Source organism: Pontibacter sp. JAM-7 (assembly GCF_048548695.2).
Taxonomy (GTDB): Bacteria; Pseudomonadota; Gammaproteobacteria; order Pseudomonadales; family Balneatricaceae; genus Neptuniibacter.
The window spans coordinates 310,347-326,936 of the sequence record NZ_JBLYIF020000002.1 but is presented as its reverse complement, the minus strand read 5'-3'; the positions used below and the strand labels follow the sequence as shown (position 1 = coordinate 326,936).

At 50.4% G+C, this 16,590-nt stretch carries 16 protein-coding genes; 6 read left to right on the top strand and 10 right to left on the bottom strand.

Translation table 11 applies throughout. The annotated features are described in order from the left end of the window. Positions 1–39 precede the first annotated feature (39 nt). The 7 genes from ACFVYJ_RS03935 to ccoN all read right to left on the bottom strand — a co-directional run bounded on the left by ACFVYJ_RS03935 (position 40) and on the right by ccoN (position 7,848). Positions 40–2,520 carry a heavy metal translocating P-type ATPase gene (locus tag ACFVYJ_RS03935; RefSeq protein WP_419413609.1) on the bottom strand — a complete coding sequence of 827 codons (2,481 nt, stop codon included), beginning with the start codon at positions 2,518–2,520 and terminating at the stop codon, positions 40–42. A gap of 4 nt (positions 2,521–2,524) precedes the next feature. Further along, positions 2,525–3,037 carry a FixH family protein gene (locus ACFVYJ_RS03930; protein WP_419413610.1) on the bottom strand — a complete coding sequence of 171 codons (513 nt, stop codon included), beginning with the start codon at positions 3,035–3,037 and terminating at the stop codon, positions 2,525–2,527. 92 nt (positions 3,038–3,129) lie between these two features. Further along, positions 3,130–4,554 (bottom strand): cytochrome c oxidase accessory protein CcoG, encoded by a 1,425-nt coding sequence (gene ccoG / locus ACFVYJ_RS03925; protein ID WP_419413611.1) that lies wholly within the window; start codon positions 4,552–4,554, stop codon positions 3,130–3,132. A 141-nt stretch (positions 4,555–4,695) separates the two neighbouring features. Further along, complete coding sequence (gene ccoP, locus ACFVYJ_RS03920; RefSeq protein ID WP_419413612.1) at positions 4,696–5,589, bottom strand: cytochrome-c oxidase, cbb3-type subunit III; 894 nt, start codon at positions 5,587–5,589, stop codon at positions 4,696–4,698. Continuing rightward, positions 5,586–5,768, bottom strand: a complete 183-nt coding sequence (locus tag ACFVYJ_RS03915; protein WP_419413613.1) for a cbb3-type cytochrome oxidase subunit 3 — start codon at positions 5,766–5,768, stop codon at positions 5,586–5,588. Before ACFVYJ_RS03915 ends, ccoP begins: the two co-directional genes overlap by 4 nt. Positions 5,769–5,775: 7 nt before the next feature. After that, positions 5,776–6,396, bottom strand: a complete 621-nt coding sequence (ccoO, locus tag ACFVYJ_RS03910; protein WP_463254920.1) for a cytochrome-c oxidase, cbb3-type subunit II — start codon at positions 6,394–6,396, stop codon at positions 5,776–5,778. 21 nt (positions 6,397–6,417) lie between these two features. Then, positions 6,418–7,848 carry a cytochrome-c oxidase, cbb3-type subunit I gene (gene ccoN / locus ACFVYJ_RS03905; protein ID WP_419413614.1) on the bottom strand — a complete coding sequence of 477 codons (1,431 nt, stop codon included), beginning with the start codon at positions 7,846–7,848 and terminating at the stop codon, positions 6,418–6,420. A 446-nt stretch (positions 7,849–8,294) separates the two neighbouring features. Between ccoN and ACFVYJ_RS03900 the strand changes: the two genes are divergently transcribed. Beyond that, positions 8,295–8,891 carry an alpha/beta family hydrolase gene (locus ACFVYJ_RS03900; RefSeq protein WP_419413615.1) on the top strand — a complete coding sequence of 199 codons (597 nt, stop codon included), beginning with the start codon at positions 8,295–8,297 and terminating at the stop codon, positions 8,889–8,891. Then, positions 8,888–9,946, top strand: a complete 1,059-nt coding sequence (rlmM, locus tag ACFVYJ_RS03895; RefSeq protein ID WP_419413616.1) for a 23S rRNA (cytidine(2498)-2'-O)-methyltransferase RlmM — start codon at positions 8,888–8,890, stop codon at positions 9,944–9,946. Before ACFVYJ_RS03900 ends, rlmM begins: the two co-directional genes overlap by 4 nt. A 53-nt stretch (positions 9,947–9,999) precedes the next feature. On the opposite strand, the gene ACFVYJ_RS03890 is transcribed toward rlmM, so the two are convergent. Then, positions 10,000–10,281 (bottom strand): antibiotic biosynthesis monooxygenase family protein, encoded by a 282-nt coding sequence (locus ACFVYJ_RS03890; protein ID WP_419413617.1) that lies wholly within the window; start codon positions 10,279–10,281, stop codon positions 10,000–10,002. Between the two features lie 149 nt (positions 10,282–10,430). Here ACFVYJ_RS03890 and tusA point away from each other — a divergent pair, with 149 nt between their 5' ends. From tusA to ACFVYJ_RS03875, 3 genes are all read left to right on the top strand, one after another. Next, entirely contained in the window at positions 10,431–10,676 is a 246-nt protein-coding gene (tusA, locus tag ACFVYJ_RS03885) for a sulfurtransferase TusA (RefSeq protein ID WP_419413618.1), read from the top strand. A gap of 46 nt (positions 10,677–10,722) precedes the next feature. Further along, positions 10,723–11,223: a ProQ/FINO family protein gene (locus tag ACFVYJ_RS03880; RefSeq protein WP_419413619.1), complete on the top strand. Its 501-nt coding sequence runs from the start codon at positions 10,723–10,725 to the stop codon at positions 11,221–11,223. Between the two features lie 390 nt (positions 11,224–11,613). Then, a complete protein-coding gene (locus tag ACFVYJ_RS03875; RefSeq protein ID WP_419413620.1) occupies positions 11,614–13,779 on the top strand; it encodes a putative bifunctional diguanylate cyclase/phosphodiesterase in 2,166 nt (721 codons plus the stop codon). On the opposite strand, the gene ACFVYJ_RS03870 is transcribed toward ACFVYJ_RS03875, so the two are convergent. Further along, positions 13,776–14,819: a DUF3080 family protein gene (locus tag ACFVYJ_RS03870; RefSeq protein ID WP_419413621.1), complete on the bottom strand. Its 1,044-nt coding sequence runs from the start codon at positions 14,817–14,819 to the stop codon at positions 13,776–13,778. The genes ACFVYJ_RS03875 and ACFVYJ_RS03870 overlap by 4 nt on opposite strands. Further along, positions 14,809–16,053, bottom strand: coding sequence for an MATE family efflux transporter (locus ACFVYJ_RS03865; protein WP_419413622.1), 1,245 nt, complete (start codon positions 16,051–16,053; stop codon positions 14,809–14,811). Before ACFVYJ_RS03865 ends, ACFVYJ_RS03870 begins: the two co-directional genes overlap by 11 nt. Between ACFVYJ_RS03865 and ACFVYJ_RS03860 the strand changes: the two genes are divergently transcribed. Beyond that, a complete protein-coding gene (locus tag ACFVYJ_RS03860) occupies positions 16,042–16,338 on the top strand; it encodes a hypothetical protein (protein WP_419413623.1) in 297 nt (98 codons plus the stop codon). The two genes, ACFVYJ_RS03865 and ACFVYJ_RS03860, sit on opposite strands and share 12 nt — an antisense overlap. Positions 16,339–16,590: the final 252 nt, after the last annotated feature.

The following is a 16,590-nucleotide window of genomic DNA, read 5'->3' as shown; positions in this document are numbered from 1 at the left end:
GTTGGCACTAGATAGCCCTAATAAATATGGGTCTATAGTTTACCTGATTTTGCCGCTGGCAGCAGCCTTGTTTTTAGGTATACGGCCAAGTCTTAATGCGTTGCTGACCACGACTAATGAGCTGAGTGACATGCCCAAAGCTGCCATATATGGGGCAATGAAGCCAAATGCTGCCAGGGGCAGTGCGGTCAGGTTATAACACAGTGACCAGGCCAGATTTTGCTGGATAATACGGCGCGACTTGCGTGCCAGCCGAATGCCGTCCGCCAGACGAGTCAGATCATGATTTACCAGCACTGCATCAGCACTGGTTTTGGCCAGATCGGTTGCGCTGCCCATGGCTATCGATGTTTGCGAGCCCGCCAGAACAGGAATGTCGTTGATGCCGTCACCCACCATGATTACGCGCTTTCCCTGTGCCTGAAGTTGATTGACATACTGCAGTTTCTGCTCAGGACTGGCGCCTGACATACAGTAATCCAGGCGTAATGCGGTGACGGTTTCATTGACTGCGCTGGAGCTGTCGCCTGTCAGCAGGTGACAACTGAGCCCAAGTTGTTGCAAGGCTTGGATTGCGGTACTTGCTTCGGGTCGTAGATGATCATTCAGGTGAAACCAGGCCAGGGGAGAGTGCTCATCACAGAGCAGTAACCATAGACCACTGTCTGTCGGTGGTGTGACCGATTGTGTCGGGCAAATTTCCAGGGCATATTCTGGTTTGCCGATGCGTAACACGGTGGTATCGATACGTCCCTGTAGCCCCAGCCCCAGACTGACTTCAATGTCAGTTGCGGTTAACTCAGGGTTGTTTTCCTGAAAAGCATGGGCGATAGGGTGTTCGCTGTGGCGTTCAAGCGCCGCAGCCAGCTGGGTACATTGTGCGGCGCTAATGTTCGCCAAAGGGATGATCTGCTGCAGGGTCAGCTTGCCTGCAGTCAAGGTACCGGTCTTGTCGAATACAATATCGTCAGCTGCGGCCAGTGCTTCCAGTACATGACCACGGGTGATCAGTAAGCCATGTTCACGCAGGGTGGCGGTAGCGGCAGTCAGGGCTGTGGGAGTCGCCAATGATAGCGCACAAGGGCAGGTGACAACCAAGACTGATAGGGTAATCCAGAATGCATTGGCAGGGTCTAGCAACCACCAGCTAATACCGACCACCGATGCGGTTATCAACACTATTGCGACAAAGTAGCTGGCTACCTTGTCAGCGATTTTGGCCACTGTCGGTTTGTCTGCCTGTGCCCGCTCCAGCAGGCGTACGATGGCGGATAGCTGAGTATCATTACCGGTATTGGTGATTTTTACGGTGAGTGGATTCTCCACATTCATGGTACCGCCAACCACGGGTTCACCAATCTGCTTGGCAACTGGCAGATACTCTCCGGTTAGCGCGGATTCATCAACCGAGCTTTGGCCAGCAATAATCTCACCATCAGCGGGGATGGTTTGGCCGGGCTTGACCAGTATTTGCATGCCGGGGCGCAGGTCACCTGCGGGAATCAGTCGCTCGGTACCGTCAATAAGCTGGATGGCGCTATTGGGAATCAGATTGAGCAGGGCGTTACCAGCACGACCTGATCGGTGTCTGGCTTTCATTTCCAGGAAGCGCCCGGTAAGCAAGAACAGCGTGAACATAGTGACAGAGTCGAAATAAATTTCACCGCTGGCGGTAATGGTCGCCCAGACACTGGCTAGATAAGCACCGCCAATCGCGATGGAAACGGGTACATCCATGGTCAAATGTCGGGTTTTCAGATCCCGTAACGAGGCCTGAAAAAACGATTGCGCGGAATACAAAACGACAGGCGTTGCAAATATCAGGCTGATCCAACGCATGAAGCTTTCATACTGTGCTTCCATGCCTTGCAGCGCACCGCCATAAAGGGCGATGGCCAGCATCATGGTTTGCATCATGCCAATACCGGCAACACCGAGTCGCCGTAGCGCCTTTTTCTGCTCTAACGCCAGTCGCTGCTCTTCGCGGTCGGCCTGATAGGGGTGGGCTTGATAGCCGATGCGATAAATTTCCGCCATGATTTGGCTGAGTTGCTGTTGTGATGAGTCCCAACGGATTATCGCGCGATGATTGGTTAGATTAACCTGCACCTGAAGTATTCCATCTAGTTTGCTGAGATGGTGCTCCAGCAGCCAGATACATGCCGCGCAGGTGATACCCTCAATTACCATGGTGGCTTCGCGTTTCTCATCGCTTGCAACCACAAACTCACGTTGTAAGTCAGGGTTGTCGTATAGCGCGAGCTCCTTGAGAAAATCGGTTTTTAGTTCGCGGGTGCTAATCTCCGGGGCATCGGCGGGACCGGTCCGGTGTTTATAATAGTTTTCAAGGCCGCTGGCGGCGATGGTTTCAGCTACAGCCTGACAGCCGGGGCAGCACATGGCCCGTGGCTGGCCCTGAATCATGGCGCTGTAATCAACACCGGCTGGAACAGGCAGGCCGCAATGAAAGCAGCCAGCCTGACCCTGTGCTGCTGGCACCACCGGAGAAGTTGCAGTCATAGACTCAGTTGTCGGCTCTTAGCTCAATGGTATTCTGGTCATAAGGAGGAAGTACCTCGGCCCGCAGTCGCCATAGCTGGCTTTCTGGCTCCAAGACCAGGTAGCGCTTGCCCTTGAGGGCAGCCTGCAGGCTGCCAGTGTAGGCCATACTGCTGGGTACCCGCCTCAGGGTAATACTTTGATCATACTTTTGATGCGTTGGATGCACGATGCTGAGCTGCAGAGTGTCAGGTGGAGTGTCCTGATTAGTTTTGAAATGTAGCATCAGGTCCCCGGTCATATTATCCAATAACAGGTCACCACTGATGCCCATGGTATGTGCAGCTTCGATTCGGCTGGGGTCTAGCAGATGGTTACGCGCCACCTTGTAATAGTCATCTTTTACCACGCCGTCCATGGTCACAATGGAAAGGTATAGAAAGGTCGTACCGTAGATAAATACGGCGATCAGTGGGGCCAGGATAAACCAGAGCCAGGGCTGTTTGTACCAAGGAGCAGGGGGTGTTTGTTCGTTCATAGCTATACCATATATAAAAAGCTGCCGGGTAACCGTGGTTACGGTACCGGGCAGCTATTCTAACCGATTTTTGTCAGTGTATTGCAATCGCCTTAACGTGCCGGTGCTGGGCCAATAAAGCGACTCTCTTCTGTAATGCTGATGTCAGGCTCATCAACAGCTGTGACAGTAAACATTATTTTCGTATTTGCGGTTTCCAAATACCGAGGGTCGATGTCTAGCCGCACCGGTAGGTCAAGCAATTCCCCTGCGGAGATCAGGACTTCTGACTTGCCGATCAGTTCAAGGCCCTCCAGGCCAGAGACAGCGATAGTGTAACGGTGATTCACCTGCTCTTTATTCGCCAGCTTGAGGGTATAAACGTTTTCGATCATGCCTGCCGGGGTTTCAACAAACAGGTGGCTGCGGTCCCGCAGAATATCGACTTCCAGAGGTACCCTGCTATACAAGGTATAACCAAAAGCAATAAACATGGCACAGAGCACGGCGAAATAACCGATGAGTCGAGGACGGAAGATATGGGTCTTATTGCCATTTAATTGATGTTCGGTGGTGTAGCGTACCAGTCCTTTAGGGTAGCCCATGCGCTCCATAATATCGTCGCAGGCATCTATACATGCGCCGCAGGCGACACATTCGTATTGCAGACCATCACGAATATCGATACCAACAGGGCAGACATGTACACAGTTGCCGCAGTCAATGCAGTCACCCAGCCCCTGTGCTTTATAATCCGCATTCTTTTTGCGTTTACCGCGAGTTTCACCCCGGGTTTCATCATAGGAGATGATCAGGGTGTCCTGGTCGAACATCACTGACTGGAAGCGGGCGTAAGGACACATATAAATACAGACCTGTTCACGGAGCCATCCAGCATTGCCGTAGGTAGCTACCGCGAAAAATGCCAGCCACCAGGTTTCCCAGGGGCCCAGGTTCCAACTGAAAATATCAGGAATCAACTCTTGTATTGGTGAAAAATAACCCACAAAGGCGATGGCTGTTGCCACTGAAAACAGCAACCACAGGGTATGTTTGACGCTTTTGCGCAAAAGTTTTTCGCCACTCCAGGGCTGCTTATCCATGCGCATGCGCTGGTTACGATCACCTTCAGCAAACTTTTCTATCCAAATGTAGACCCAAGTCCAGACAAACTGGGGGCAGGCATAACCGCACCACAGCCTGCCGGCAAATACCGTAAAGAAGAACAGGGCAAAGGCCAGAATGATCAACAACCACGAGAGCAGCATAAAATCCTGTGGCCAGAAGGTCATACCAAAGACATGGAACTGACGGTTAGGCAGGTCAAAGAGCACAGCCTGACGGCCGTCCCAGCTAATCCAGGAGAAGCCAAAAAACATCAGTAACATCAGAAAGCTGGATAGCTGACGAAACTTCTTAAAAAGCCCAGTGTAATTTTTGACATAGATATGCTCACGTTTGGCATAGAGGTCAAAATGCTCGACCGAGTCTTTTTTAGGCGGTTTTGGAGTAATGTTCTGCACCGGGATCTGGTTCATAAGCGTTCTTCTGTAGGCAAAAGAAAAAACGGGGACTAATAAATCATCAGGTTCATTAGATATTGCGCATATTATACTAACGCGGAAATAAAAAAGGCGACATGACCTAGATCATATCGCCTTTCTTTTTAGCATACCCGGTTATTTATTGGATAGGCTATAAACGTAAGCAGTGATCAGATGGATCTTTTCATTGCTCAGCAGGTCTTTGTGAGCAGGCATCATACCAGCACGACCATTTCGGATGGAGTGAGCGACTTTCTCGAAAGTGCCGCCATACAACCAGATATCGTCGGTCAGGTTAGGTGCGCCCAGCATCTGTACACCCTTGCCGTCAGTGCCATGGCAAGCAGTACACAGTGCCTGGAACTGGCCCTGGCCACGTGCCGCAGACTCTTTGTCAGCTTCCTGGCCACTGAGGCTCAGTACATAGCTGGCAACATCACGTACACCTTCTTCACCCAATACAGAGCCCCAAGGTGGCATGCCGCCTGTACGGCCGTTAACGATAGTGGCTTTAATGGTGGCAGGTGCGCCGCCGTACAGCCAGTCGTTATCGGTCAGGTTAGGGAAGCCATAGGCGCCAGTACCGGCGGAACCATGACAAACAGAGCAGTTGTTTGCAAACATGCGCTGGCCCATTTTCAGGCCCTTTTCATTGTCAGGATTCTGCAGTTCTTCTACAGACAGGGCAGCGTATTTTGCGAAAACAGGCTTATACACTTCTTCTGCATGCTGCATCTCTTCTTCCCACTGACCGTGTGAAGACCAGCCCAACAGGCCCTGAAAACTACCCAGCCCTGGGTAAAGAACCAGATAGCCCAGACCAAAGATCACGGTACCCAGGAACATTTTGAACCACCACTGAGGCAGTGGATTGTCATATTCCTCGATGCCATCAAAGGCATGACCTACTTTTTCTTCGGTAGTGTCGTTAAATTTCTGACTCTTACGAGTCGCAAACAGTAACCAGGTACAACCCAGGATAACTGCCAGGGTAATGACGGATACCCACGCGCTCCAGAAAGCACTCATTTTTCAATTCTCCCGTTACTGGCCTCATTACCTGGCTCATCATCAGGCTCGTTAAGCGGCATATTGGCCGCATCGTCATACTTCGACTTGTTCTTCGGGTGCAGAACCCAGGCGAACAGGGCGAAGAAGACCACCATCATGATCACCGGCATGTAAGGACCGTAAACTTCGTAATTCACGCGTTAATTACCGCTTGTTGTTGTACACAGAGTGGGTTTTACCCAACGCCTGCAGGTACGCCACCAGAGCATCGATCTCATACTTGCCCTGAACCATATCCTGAGCACCGGCAATCTGTTCATCAGAGAACGGTACGCCCATTGCGCGCTGTACTTCCAGCTTTTTCGCGGTGTCTTTACCGGATAACTTGTCTTCGAACAGCCAAGGGTAAGATGGCATCTTCGATTCCGGTACTACGTCACGCGGGTTGTACAGGTGCGCCCGGTGCCAGTCGTCAGAGTAACGGCCGCCTACGCGAGCCAGGTCCGGACCGGTACGCTTGGAGCCCCACAAGAACGGATGTTCCCAGACAAACTCGTCAGCAGTTGAAAAGTGACCATAACGCTCGGTTTCGGCACGGAATGGACGAATCATCTGAGAGTGGCAGTTGTTACAACCTTCACGGATGTAAATATCACGGCCTTCAAATTCCAGTGCAGAGTACGTACGCAAGCCTTCGATTGGCTTGGTAGTGGATGACTGGAAGAACAGCGGCACGATTTCAGCCAGGCCACCACCACTGATCGTGATGATGATCAGCAGGATCATGAGGCCGATATTCTTTTCTATCGTTTCATGTTTGATCATGTTAGTTGACTCCTATCGACCTTAAGCTGTCTGTGGCGCGGCTTCAGCAGCTGGCGCTGTGCTGCCTTTACGCACGGTCTGCCAGGTGTTGTAAGCCATCAGAACCATACCTGTCAGGAAGAATACACCACCCAACCAGCGTACAAAGTAGCCTGGGTGAGAGGCTTCCAGCGCTTCAACAAAGCTGTAAGTCAGGGTGCCGTCTTCGTTTACAGCACGCCACATCAGCCCCTGCAGAATGCCGTTCACCCACATCGCACAGATGTACAGAACAGTACCAACAGTCGCCAGCCAGAAGTGGGTATTGATCAGGCTAACAGAGTACATCTGAGCCTTACCAAACAGGCGAGGAATCATGTGGTATATCGCACCGATGGAGATCATTGCTACCCAGCCGAGTGCACCCGCATGTACGTGACCAATTGTCCAGTCAGTGTAGTGAGACAGGGCGTTTACAGTCTTAATGGACATCATTGGGCCTTCGAAAGTGGACATGCCGTAGAAGGACAGAGAGACCACCAGAAAACGCAGAACCGGGTCAGTACGCAGTTTGTGCCAAGCACCGGACAGCGTCATCATGCCGTTGATCATGCCACCCCAGGAGGGTGCCAGCAGGATCAGTGACATCACCATTGCTACAGACTGAGTCCAGTCAGGCAGTGCGGTGTAGTGCAGATGGTGACCACCCGCCCAAATGTAAGTCGCGATCAGGGCCCAGAAATGTACGATAGACAGACGGTAAGAGTAGATTGGACGTTCAGCCTGTTTTGGGACGAAGTAGTACATCATGCCCAGGAAGCCTGCAGTCAGGAAGAAACCTACCGCATTATGACCATACCACCACTGAACCATGGCATCGACGGTACCAGGATACACTGAGTAAGACTTCATGAAGCTTACTGGCAGGGCGGCACTGTTGACGATGTGCAGTACTGCAACCGTAATGATGAAGGCCATGTAGAACCAGTTGCCCACATAAATATGAGAGGTTTTACGCATCTTCACTGTACCGAGGAAGACAATCGCGTAAGTTACCCATACCAAGGTGATCAGAATATCAATTGGCCATTCCAGCTCGGCATACTCTTTGGAAGAGGTGTAGCCCAGTGGCAATGTAATTGCTGCCGCCAGAATGACAGCCTGCCAGCCCCAGAATGTGAAAGCCGCCAGACCGTCAGATATCAAACGACGCTGACAGGTACGCTGTACCACATAGTAGGATGTTGCAAACAGGGCGCATCCGCCGAATGCAAAGATAACTGCGTTAGTGTGCAGTGGACGCAGACGACCAAAGGTCAGCCACGGAGTGTCAAAGTTCAGTGCAGGCCAAACCAGCTGAGCAGCGATCAGGACACCGACGGCCATACCGACGATACCCCATACCACTGTCATGATGGCGAACTGGCGCACCACTTTGTAGTTGTAGGTGGTTGGTTCAGTTGCTGTGCTCATGTCAGGCTCTCATCAACAAGCTTTTGGGAAAATGGAATTTCGCGGGCAATTATCTTGGAATAGCCCCGCGTTTTCAATGCAATTACCCGACTACCTGAGGCAAATTGTCGCATCCGTGTTACATGCATGGCCAAAACACATTCAATTTGGTTGTTTTTTGATCTGTTTTTCAGGTTGTTGATTTATAAAGATATGATAGTTTTTTTATGTACTAAAAAAGGGATTTTATGAAACATTAGTCGCATAAAATCGGCATGTTTTTTGGCCTTTTTTGCGCCGCAGTTAAAAGTCAGTTTTCCGAGTTTAGTTGATATATATCAAAAGCCCAGAAAAGCCCGACCTATGTCTAAAGGTACTGATCAGGCACTGATTATCCGATTCGATGCGGCAATCGGTAGGCTTTGCCGTATAATGCCGGCCTTTTAAAAGACAGGCAGAATCCGATAATGCGAGTTGACGGTGTCCCCGACAAAGGAAGAGTGCTGTTGGCGCATGGTGCCGGAGTCGGCATAGACAGCCCTTTTATGGACGCTGTTGCGGCGGGCATGGTTGATATTGGTTTGCAGGTTGTCCGGTTTGAGTTTCCCTATATGCAGCGGATGCGTGAAGAGGGGCGCCGTCGTCCCCCTGATCGTTTGCCGGTATTGATCGACGCCTTCAGAGCGGTTATTGATCAGTATCACCAACCCGGCACGCCCCTGTTTTTGGCAGGAAAGTCCATGGGTGGCCGTATTGCCAGCATGTTGCTTGAAGACTCACCGGCTGATGCTGGTTTTGTCTTTGGCTACCCGTTTCATGCAGCGGGGAAGCAGCAGTTGCGTATCAACCATTTGCAGACACTGGCAAAGCAGCTGCATATTTTTCAGGGTGAGCGGGATCCGATGGGGTCGCGGCAGGAAGCGGAAAGTTATGAGCTGCCTGCAACAGTTAAGCTGCACTGGCTAACTGATGGTAATCATGATTTAAAACCGAGAAAAGCATCAGGTTACAGTCAGGAGCAGCATATTGCTTGTTGTATGCGATGGCTTGGAGAATATGTGTGAGTTTTTTTGATCGATTAATTTTGCAGTGTCGCGCGGGTTTTGAAAAAGAAGCCGCCGCTGAAATAACGGATCGCGCAGGTGAGCTGGGGTTTTATGGTTATTGTAGCCTGGCAGCAGACAGCGGCTATCTGAACTATATCTTGCCGGAACCAGGTGCTGCGGAGAAGTTGATCGAAGCACTGGCGTTTCGCTCGTTGATCTTTATTCGTCAGTGGGCGGTGTCTGGCCCCTGTCTTGAACTAGATCCTGCTGATCGCATTGCACAGCTATTGCCGCTACTGGAAACCTGTCCCGTATGTACTGAATTGGTTGTGGAATATCCCGATACGGGCGAGGGCAGGGAGTTAGCCGCTTTTGCACGTAAATTTGGCTCAGCGTTGGCGCAGCCCTTGCGGCGTCAGGGGCGCTTACAGAAAGATGCCCAGGCACGGCTGTCGTTATTTGTCCTGTCAGGGCAGCGGATGTATCTGGGTTATATACCCCGCCGTAATGGTTCGGGTTGGTCATGTGGTATTTTACGGCTTAAGTTCCCGCACGATGCACCCAGTCGCTCGACGTTAAAGCTTGAAGAAGCCTGGCATTGGTTTGTGCCGGCTAAACAATGGGATGAGCGTCTCGCATTTGGTGTTACGGCGGTGGATTTGGGCGCAGCCCCGGGTGGCTGGACCTGGCAGCTGGTTAAACGCAATATGTTTGTCACCGCAGTTGATAATGGTCCGATGCATCCTGATTTAATGGCCTCGGGTCAGGTTGAGCATGTACAGGAAGACGCTTACCGTTTTGTGCCTGATAAGCCAGTTCAGTGGATGGTATGTGACGTGGTGGAAAAGCCGGTGCGAACCGCGCAGCTTGCAGTTGATTGGTTGGTGAATGGCTGGTGTCAGGAGATGATTTTTAACCTGAAACTGCCAATGAAACAGCGCTATCAGGAGACCCGCCAGTGCCTTGATCTGATTGCAGACAGTTTAGGTGCGGCAGGGGTGAAATATCAGCTAAGCGCTCGTCATCTGTATCATGACCGGGAAGAGATAACCTGCCACCTGAGACGGTTATAGCTAAACGGAGCGGTGGGCTCCGTTTTTCAGGATCTGCGGTTGTCGGGTGTTTATCAGTGCTCGAAGATGGTGACTTTCTCTTCTGTTTCCATCATCGGGGTTAGTTGCTCCATCATCTCTTTGCGAACATCAGAACTGCTCCAGCGTTGCCAGTCCTGCAGGGTTCGGTAAGTAGCAATGATTATGCGATGGTTGGGGTCTGATACGTTGCGCAGGACTTCGCCAGAGATAAACCCTGGGGACTGCATCGCAAGTTGCAGGGTGGCTTGGGCCGCACGGTCGTAGTGCATGATTAGCTCTTCTGCAATATGGCGCTCAATCAGGACTCGGATCATCGTTATTCTCCTTATGCTAGGATCGGCCACTGTTATTCCAAGCATGGACGATTTTTATGCTGAATGCGAGTTTCAACTTATTGCTTTGGAAAGAACTTTTTCTCAGCCAATGAATTTGAGAGAATGCCAACCAGAGGATAAGTTAGACAGTGAATAAATTGAACACCGATCATATTCTGGATGCCCGTGGGCTTTATTGTCCTGAGCCTGTCATGTTATTGCATGGGCGCATGGATACACTGCAGACCGGAGAGCTGTTGCACCTAATGGCAACTGATCCTTCAACTCAGCGTGATGTGCCTAAGTTTTGTACTTTTCTGGGCCATGAACTGGTTGATCAGTATGTAGAAGAGCTAGTTTTTGGGTATTTTATCCGCAAAGGGCCGACAGCTTGATATGTTGGCTGAGATAGATCGCCTCTGGGCGGTAACTGAAACATTAGTGCAAGATCTTGAAACGCGATTGGGCCAGGCAGAGAGCGTCGCCCGGAGCCGTGAATCGGGGACCCGCAATGAGGCTGAAACAGTGAATGATGAAGTAAAAAACAGTACCAAAGCTAAATCTAAGAATCGTGCAGCAAACATGGCGGCTCTGCAGTTACTGATTGATGCATACCCCAAGACATTTGATCGCCAGAATGTACGACCGCTTAAAATCGGCATTCAGGAAGATTTAGTGGCTGAGGGGAAGATTGCCAAAAACAAAATTAAACGTGCTTTGGCCAGCTATGTGCGGTCCTTAAGTTACTACCGGTCGTTGCGTGAAGGGGCAGAGCGTATTGACTTGAGTGGTGAAGCCGCTGGAGTTGTTACCCAGCCTGAGTCTGAACATGCCCGCGATAAGTTGAAAGAGATTAACAAAAACCGTCAAGTCCAGCGTAAAAAGAAAGAACAGGACGAGCGGCTGCAGAACAAGCTGGAAATGTTGGTTGGCCGTAAGTAATTTTTTTTCTAATCTTTTCATGCTTCCCAAAACTGCCCGTAGGGTTTTCCCTTCGGGCAGCCTCTCGATCTAGGTTGTAAAAAATCCTCACTTAATATGTTGCGTTGCAGCAATATTTCCGTTTGAATAGAGCCAGCACCTAAAATGGATATGTGTGCGGGGTATAAATGATCGTTGTTGCATCTGCACGGATGCGGCCGGTGTTTTGTCGTCGTAGGAAATTACATATTCTTTTTGGAGCTTTATGTTATTCAGTTTTGATACCTACCCAGCAATGTCTTTGCATTGCTCACCGTCAGTGCTTGCTGCTGTTATGCTGGCGGGGGAGTCTGTCATGTGTGTTCATGCTTATCACCAAACTTGTTGTGAAGCCAGCAGGGCGACGGCGCGATGAACCTGCTGCCTCAATTGCTTGCCCACAGTCTTAACCTTATTCTCCTGTTGATAGTTGCCGGTGTATCGTTGTGGCTTATTTGGTATGCCTGTCGACAAGTACGCCTAGCTCAGCGGCGTAAAGCGCAAACTCATAAAAAGTCCATCGATCTCAGTCTTCTGAATAATCAGGTACAGGGTGTGCTGCTGTGTAATGAACAGGGAGAGATGGTATGCAATAGCTTTATTCATCAACTGCTTGGTTGGCCTACCGGTACACCGCAGCCGTTAGAAATTATGTACGCCGTTTTGCAGCCGGTTCACTATCGAGAGTTGATGGAGGCGTTCCAGCAGCGGAGATTTATTTCGCTGCCTGTCACCCTCGGCAAACTGGAATTTCTGTTACAGGGGCAACCGTTAAGGCAGAAAGACGCTGCGGGTAATGGTTATATCATTCGCTTAATGCCGTTGACCGAGAAGCGACTTAATCCCAACTTTGAACGCCTGTGTCGCCACATCAACGATATTGAAGATGGTGCGGTAATTGTTGATCTTGATTTGAATATCTGTGCGGTAAATCGGTGCTTTAGTCAATTGACCGGTTACAGTGCCGCGGATGTGTTATCGCGCAGTCTGACTTTGCTGCGTAGCACCGATAACAGTGAAAATTTTTACCCGTCGCTGTGGCAACAGATACGGGACTGCGGCCACTGGTCAGGCAAAGTCTGGAGTTGTGGCCGTGATGGACAGAAATTCCGCCATCGCTTGACGGTTAGTGAAATCCTGAATGATCAGGGGGTGGCGACACATTATCTCGGTGTGTACGGTGAACTGGCTGAGCCGACTTCTGCCAATTTGATGTCAGGCGATGCGTTGTCATTGGCTGCAGAACATAAACGCTTGGATATTTTGTTTCAGCAACGCCTCCAGCAAGCCGATGAATTCAATCTTATCTTATTGAATATAAATCGCTTTTCTAGAATACAGCAAACTCAGAGTTGGGCTGCTGCACAGGAGGTGCTGCAGCATCTAAGGTTGCGCTTACAGGATGCCTGTTCGGCTCAGGATGCTATCGGTCGATCTGGTCGGGATGAATTTATTGTCCTCTGCCCGGCCAGTGAAGAGTATACCCAAGGCTTATTGCGGGAAATTATCCGCCGGGTCCAGCAACCGATTAAGTTGGACGAGCTGAGTGTCTTTATCTCGGTGAGCCTTGGGGTCGCTCGCTATCCTGATCATGCCGTGGATTTTTCCTCATTGAATAATGCCGCGGGTATTGCCCTGCGCAGCGTTACTCCGGGTGAAAACCGGATCGGATATTACTGTGAAACACTGGGTCAGGAGGCGGCAAAAAACCTGAAAATGGAGAGCCTGCTGTGGCATGCCATTGAACAGGGTGAGCTTACGCTGCATTACCAGCCTATCTTTAATACGCACTGTGAAATGGTTAAGGCAGAGGCGCTGTTACGTTGGCATAGCCCTGAGCTAGGTGTTGTGTCGCCTGGAGAGTTTATTCCCGTAGCGGAACAAAGTTCTTTGATTGATAAACTTGGCTTTTGGGTGATGCATGAAGCGTGTCGGCAGCAGGTTGTCTGGTTGGAAATGGGATTGGCTATTCCGGTTGCGGTAAACATTTCCAGTCGACAATTACGTGATGCTGCCTTTCCTGAGCGGTTGCGGCGGGCGACGCGAATGCATGGGGTCTCCCCGGATCTGTTTCAACTGGAAATTACTGAATCGGCTCTAATGCGGCAGATGGATGCTGGCGCAGAGGTCTTGGACACACTCTGTCAGCAGGGTTTTTCGATTGCTATTGATGATTTCGGTACCGGTTATTCATCATTGGCTTACTTGCAGCGTTTTCCGGCCGAGGTACTGAAAATAGATCGCTCATTTATACGCGATATTACGGTGAATAAAGATACCCGTATTTTGGATTCGATTATTCAGATGGGATGCAGTCTGCAAAAAACACTGGTGGTTGAAGGGGTAGAGAATTCGTCACAACTGCTCTATTTGCAAAGTCGCGGTTGTCAGTTGTTTCAGGGGTTTTTGTTGGCTAAACCTATGCCGGCGGACCAATTGGTTGAAAAGTATCGTAGTGGTGAGCTATTGGTCGGTGCTCAGTTGCAGATTACACCCACTAAGGCTGAACAGGGGAATTTGCAGCTGGTACCGGTTTAAGAATTATTGCTGGGCATTAGGCCGCATTGACGCAGAATCTTTTGCCAGCTCTGGGTATGATTGTTGCGAGCTTGGATGTATTGCTGCCACAGTGCAGTCAGGCGCTGTTGATACTGGTGCATGGCTGCAGGCAACTGCCCTTGCTCAGCAAAGGCCGATAAAATGATCTGATGCAGATTGAACCAGGGCTCGCCTTGGCGTTGTACCAGCGCCATGTACGGCTGTACGTCGCCAGCATAATATTTGCGAAATACATTGTGCAGAATATCTGCCTGAGGTGTTGGTCTGCCTTGCAGGCACATAGGCTTGTCCTTAAGGCGTTGTTCAATGCTCTCACTTACCTGTTGTAAATATGCCGTCAATAGCTTCAGGCTTTGCAGCAGTGAAGCACCGGCATCTGACGCGTGTAGCGCGGCAAAGCTATTGGTCAACTGTTCTAGCGTTATTTCGTTCAATGGTTTGCCAGCTAGAGTCCGCTGTACCGTGACTTGGATCGTAGCAAGGGCGGCGGCAGGTAAAGGCGGTGCCCCTATCTTCAGGGGCGCGGCGTTACGTGCAAAATGCTGTTCCATTTCGGCGGCAGTGTACAAACCGTTCCACAGTTCTAGCGACAGATTACGCTGCTTGACCGCAACAATGTGACTGACTTGCAGCAGTAGCTCCGGGTCTGGTGCTGAGGCCTGCTGCAGAGTTGTATAGCATTGGTGTATTTGTTGATAAAAACGCAGCTCATAAAGTAAACGGCTGGCAGGGGTGTAGACCTTACCCAGGGAACTATTGCGCTCTGCAATCAGGGTTAGCATGCCGCATTGTTTTAATTGCAGAACATCCAGTAAACCTTCACGCAGGGACTCCGTCGGTAGAATTCTTGAACGGCGCGGTGGAAATGCTGGCACAGAAGATAAAGCCAATGGTGGACTCTCAACCTCCAATACTCGGCTGACCCGCTCGCTGTAATTATTCAGCAGTGCCTCTGGGCCGCTGCGATCACAGCCGGCCAAGGTAAGAAGCAGCAAAAGGCTGAAAAATTTATGCCACATATCGTCTGCGCAGAATTGAGTAACGTGCTAACAATAGTATAGCGCCGCATGTAAGCCCCCCCAGTAAACCGTACCAGAATCCCAAAGCGCCCATTGGTTCGACCAGTAAGTCGGTTTTTGCTAATAGGTAGCCCAAAGGTAAACCTAGACACCAATAAGCTAAAAATACCAGTACCAGCGGCACAGAGGTGTCTTTATAACCACGTAGAATGCCTGACGTGGTGATCTGGAGCGCATCGGGGAACTGAAATATCACTGCCACCAAAAGCAGTGTGGCGCTGATCTGCAGTAGCTGCGGATCGTCGGTGTACAGCCCGGCGATATCGTGGCGGAAAAGCCAGATTAAACATGCAGCTGACGCAGCAATCATCAGTGAAAGCTGTAGCCCGCAGCGGGCGGTGAATGATGCGGCGGCGAGGTTTTTCCGCCCCAGCTGGTGGCCAACCCGAATGGTCATGGCCATAGACAGGCTCAGCGGCAACATGAAAATAAGCCCAGTAAAACTGATGGTGATTTGGTGTGCCCCGACCTGAGTTTCACCCAGGTCCGCGAGTAATAGGCCAATCAACGTGAACATGCTGACTTCAATAAGCAATGCTACCCCAATGGGTAAACCCAGTCGTAGAAAAGGCCAGAAAGTGTCTATGCGAGGTTTCTGCCACTGGCTGAAGAGGTGTAGCTGGTTAAACAGTGAGTGCCGCAGTAGATAAAACAGCATGCTGAACAGCATAACCCACATAATTATATTGCTGGCCCAGCCGCAACCTTCTGCACCCAACGCGGGAAAACCTAGCTCACCGTAGATCAAGACATAATTTAGCGGAATATTGCAGAGCAGAGCTAAGGCTGCAATCAACATGGCGGGGCGGGTTTTACCGAAACCTTCTATATAGCAGCGTAATAATTGATAGATAAACAAGGCGGGAAAGCCCCAACTTATCGCTGTCAGGTATTGATGCGTCCGTTGCGCCAGTTCTGGCTTAATGGCCATTGCCTGTAATAGCAGATCACTGTTTTGTAAAAGATAAACGGCAATCACACTTAACACTAATGCCAGTAGCAGGCCGATCTGCAATGGCATACGAGTGGCCTGAAGCTGGCTGGCTCCGACTAAATGCGCCACGAGTGGCGTTGTTGCCATCAAAATGCCTTGGCAGGAGAGGAATATCGGCAGCCAGATACCTGAACCGAGGGCGACGGCTGCCAGATCAAAGGTGCTGTAGTGACCGGCCATGATGGTATCGACAAAACCGATAGCGGTTTGCGCCAGTTGGGCGAGAAAAACCGGCCAGGCCAGAGCGATGATGGCGCGATATTCGTTGCGTGTACTCAGAAGTCGTCTGCCCTACTTAGTGGCTGGGTGCGCCAGTTTAACGGTTCTGGGGCCGGAGTACATAACCCTGTCATTTTGATCCGTGAATGTATTAGCTTTTATCATGGGTCGCCTGAGGCAGTGGGTTGTTGGTCCACAACATTCTCTACCTTGATTCAACGGGTTCAATGCCAGGTATTGGTATGATCAGATGCATCCTGGCAAAGGAGTTTTGGCGTCAGGAAAGGTCATGGGTTGGGCGCAGGAGAGGAAAGAGTCGAACTGGCTGATTTGCTGGTGGAAATAGGCACCATGATAGTGCGTTTGGTCTGAAAATAGTCAAATTATCGATGTATTATACTAAGGTCTAATGCTTAAGGTCATAAAACGTTATAAACCTATGCAAAATGTCATTGATTTGTCCCAGAAGCACGCTATGATCAACCGTGCTAGAAAAGA

Coding starts and splice junctions, on each gene's coding strand:
- ACFVYJ_RS03935 (WP_419413609.1), bottom strand. CDS start 2,520: ATGACTGCAACTTCTCCGGTGGTGCCAGCAGCACAGGGTCAGGCTGGC.
- ACFVYJ_RS03930 (WP_419413610.1), bottom strand. CDS start 3,037: ATGAACGAACAAACACCCCCTGCTCCTTGGTACAAACAGCCCTGGCTC.
- ccoG (WP_419413611.1), bottom strand. CDS start 4,554: ATGAACCAGATCCCGGTGCAGAACATTACTCCAAAACCGCCTAAAAAA.
- ccoP (WP_419413612.1), bottom strand. CDS start 5,589: ATGAGTGCTTTCTGGAGCGCGTGGGTATCCGTCATTACCCTGGCAGTT.
- ccoO (WP_463254920.1), bottom strand. CDS start 6,396: ATGATCAAACATGAAACGATAGAAAAGAATATCGGCCTCATGATCCTG.
- ccoN (WP_419413614.1), bottom strand. CDS start 7,848: ATGAGCACAGCAACTGAACCAACCACCTACAACTACAAAGTGGTGCGC.
- ACFVYJ_RS03900 (WP_419413615.1), top strand. CDS start 8,295: ATGCGAGTTGACGGTGTCCCCGACAAAGGAAGAGTGCTGTTGGCGCAT.
- ACFVYJ_RS03890 (WP_419413617.1), bottom strand. CDS start 10,281: ATGATCCGAGTCCTGATTGAGCGCCATATTGCAGAAGAGCTAATCATG.
- ACFVYJ_RS03875 (WP_419413620.1), top strand. CDS start 11,614: ATGAACCTGCTGCCTCAATTGCTTGCCCACAGTCTTAACCTTATTCTC.
- ACFVYJ_RS03870 (WP_419413621.1), bottom strand. CDS start 14,819: ATGTGGCATAAATTTTTCAGCCTTTTGCTGCTTCTTACCTTGGCCGGC.
- ACFVYJ_RS03865 (WP_419413622.1), bottom strand. CDS start 16,053: ATGGCCGGTCACTACAGCACCTTTGATCTGGCAGCCGTCGCCCTCGGT.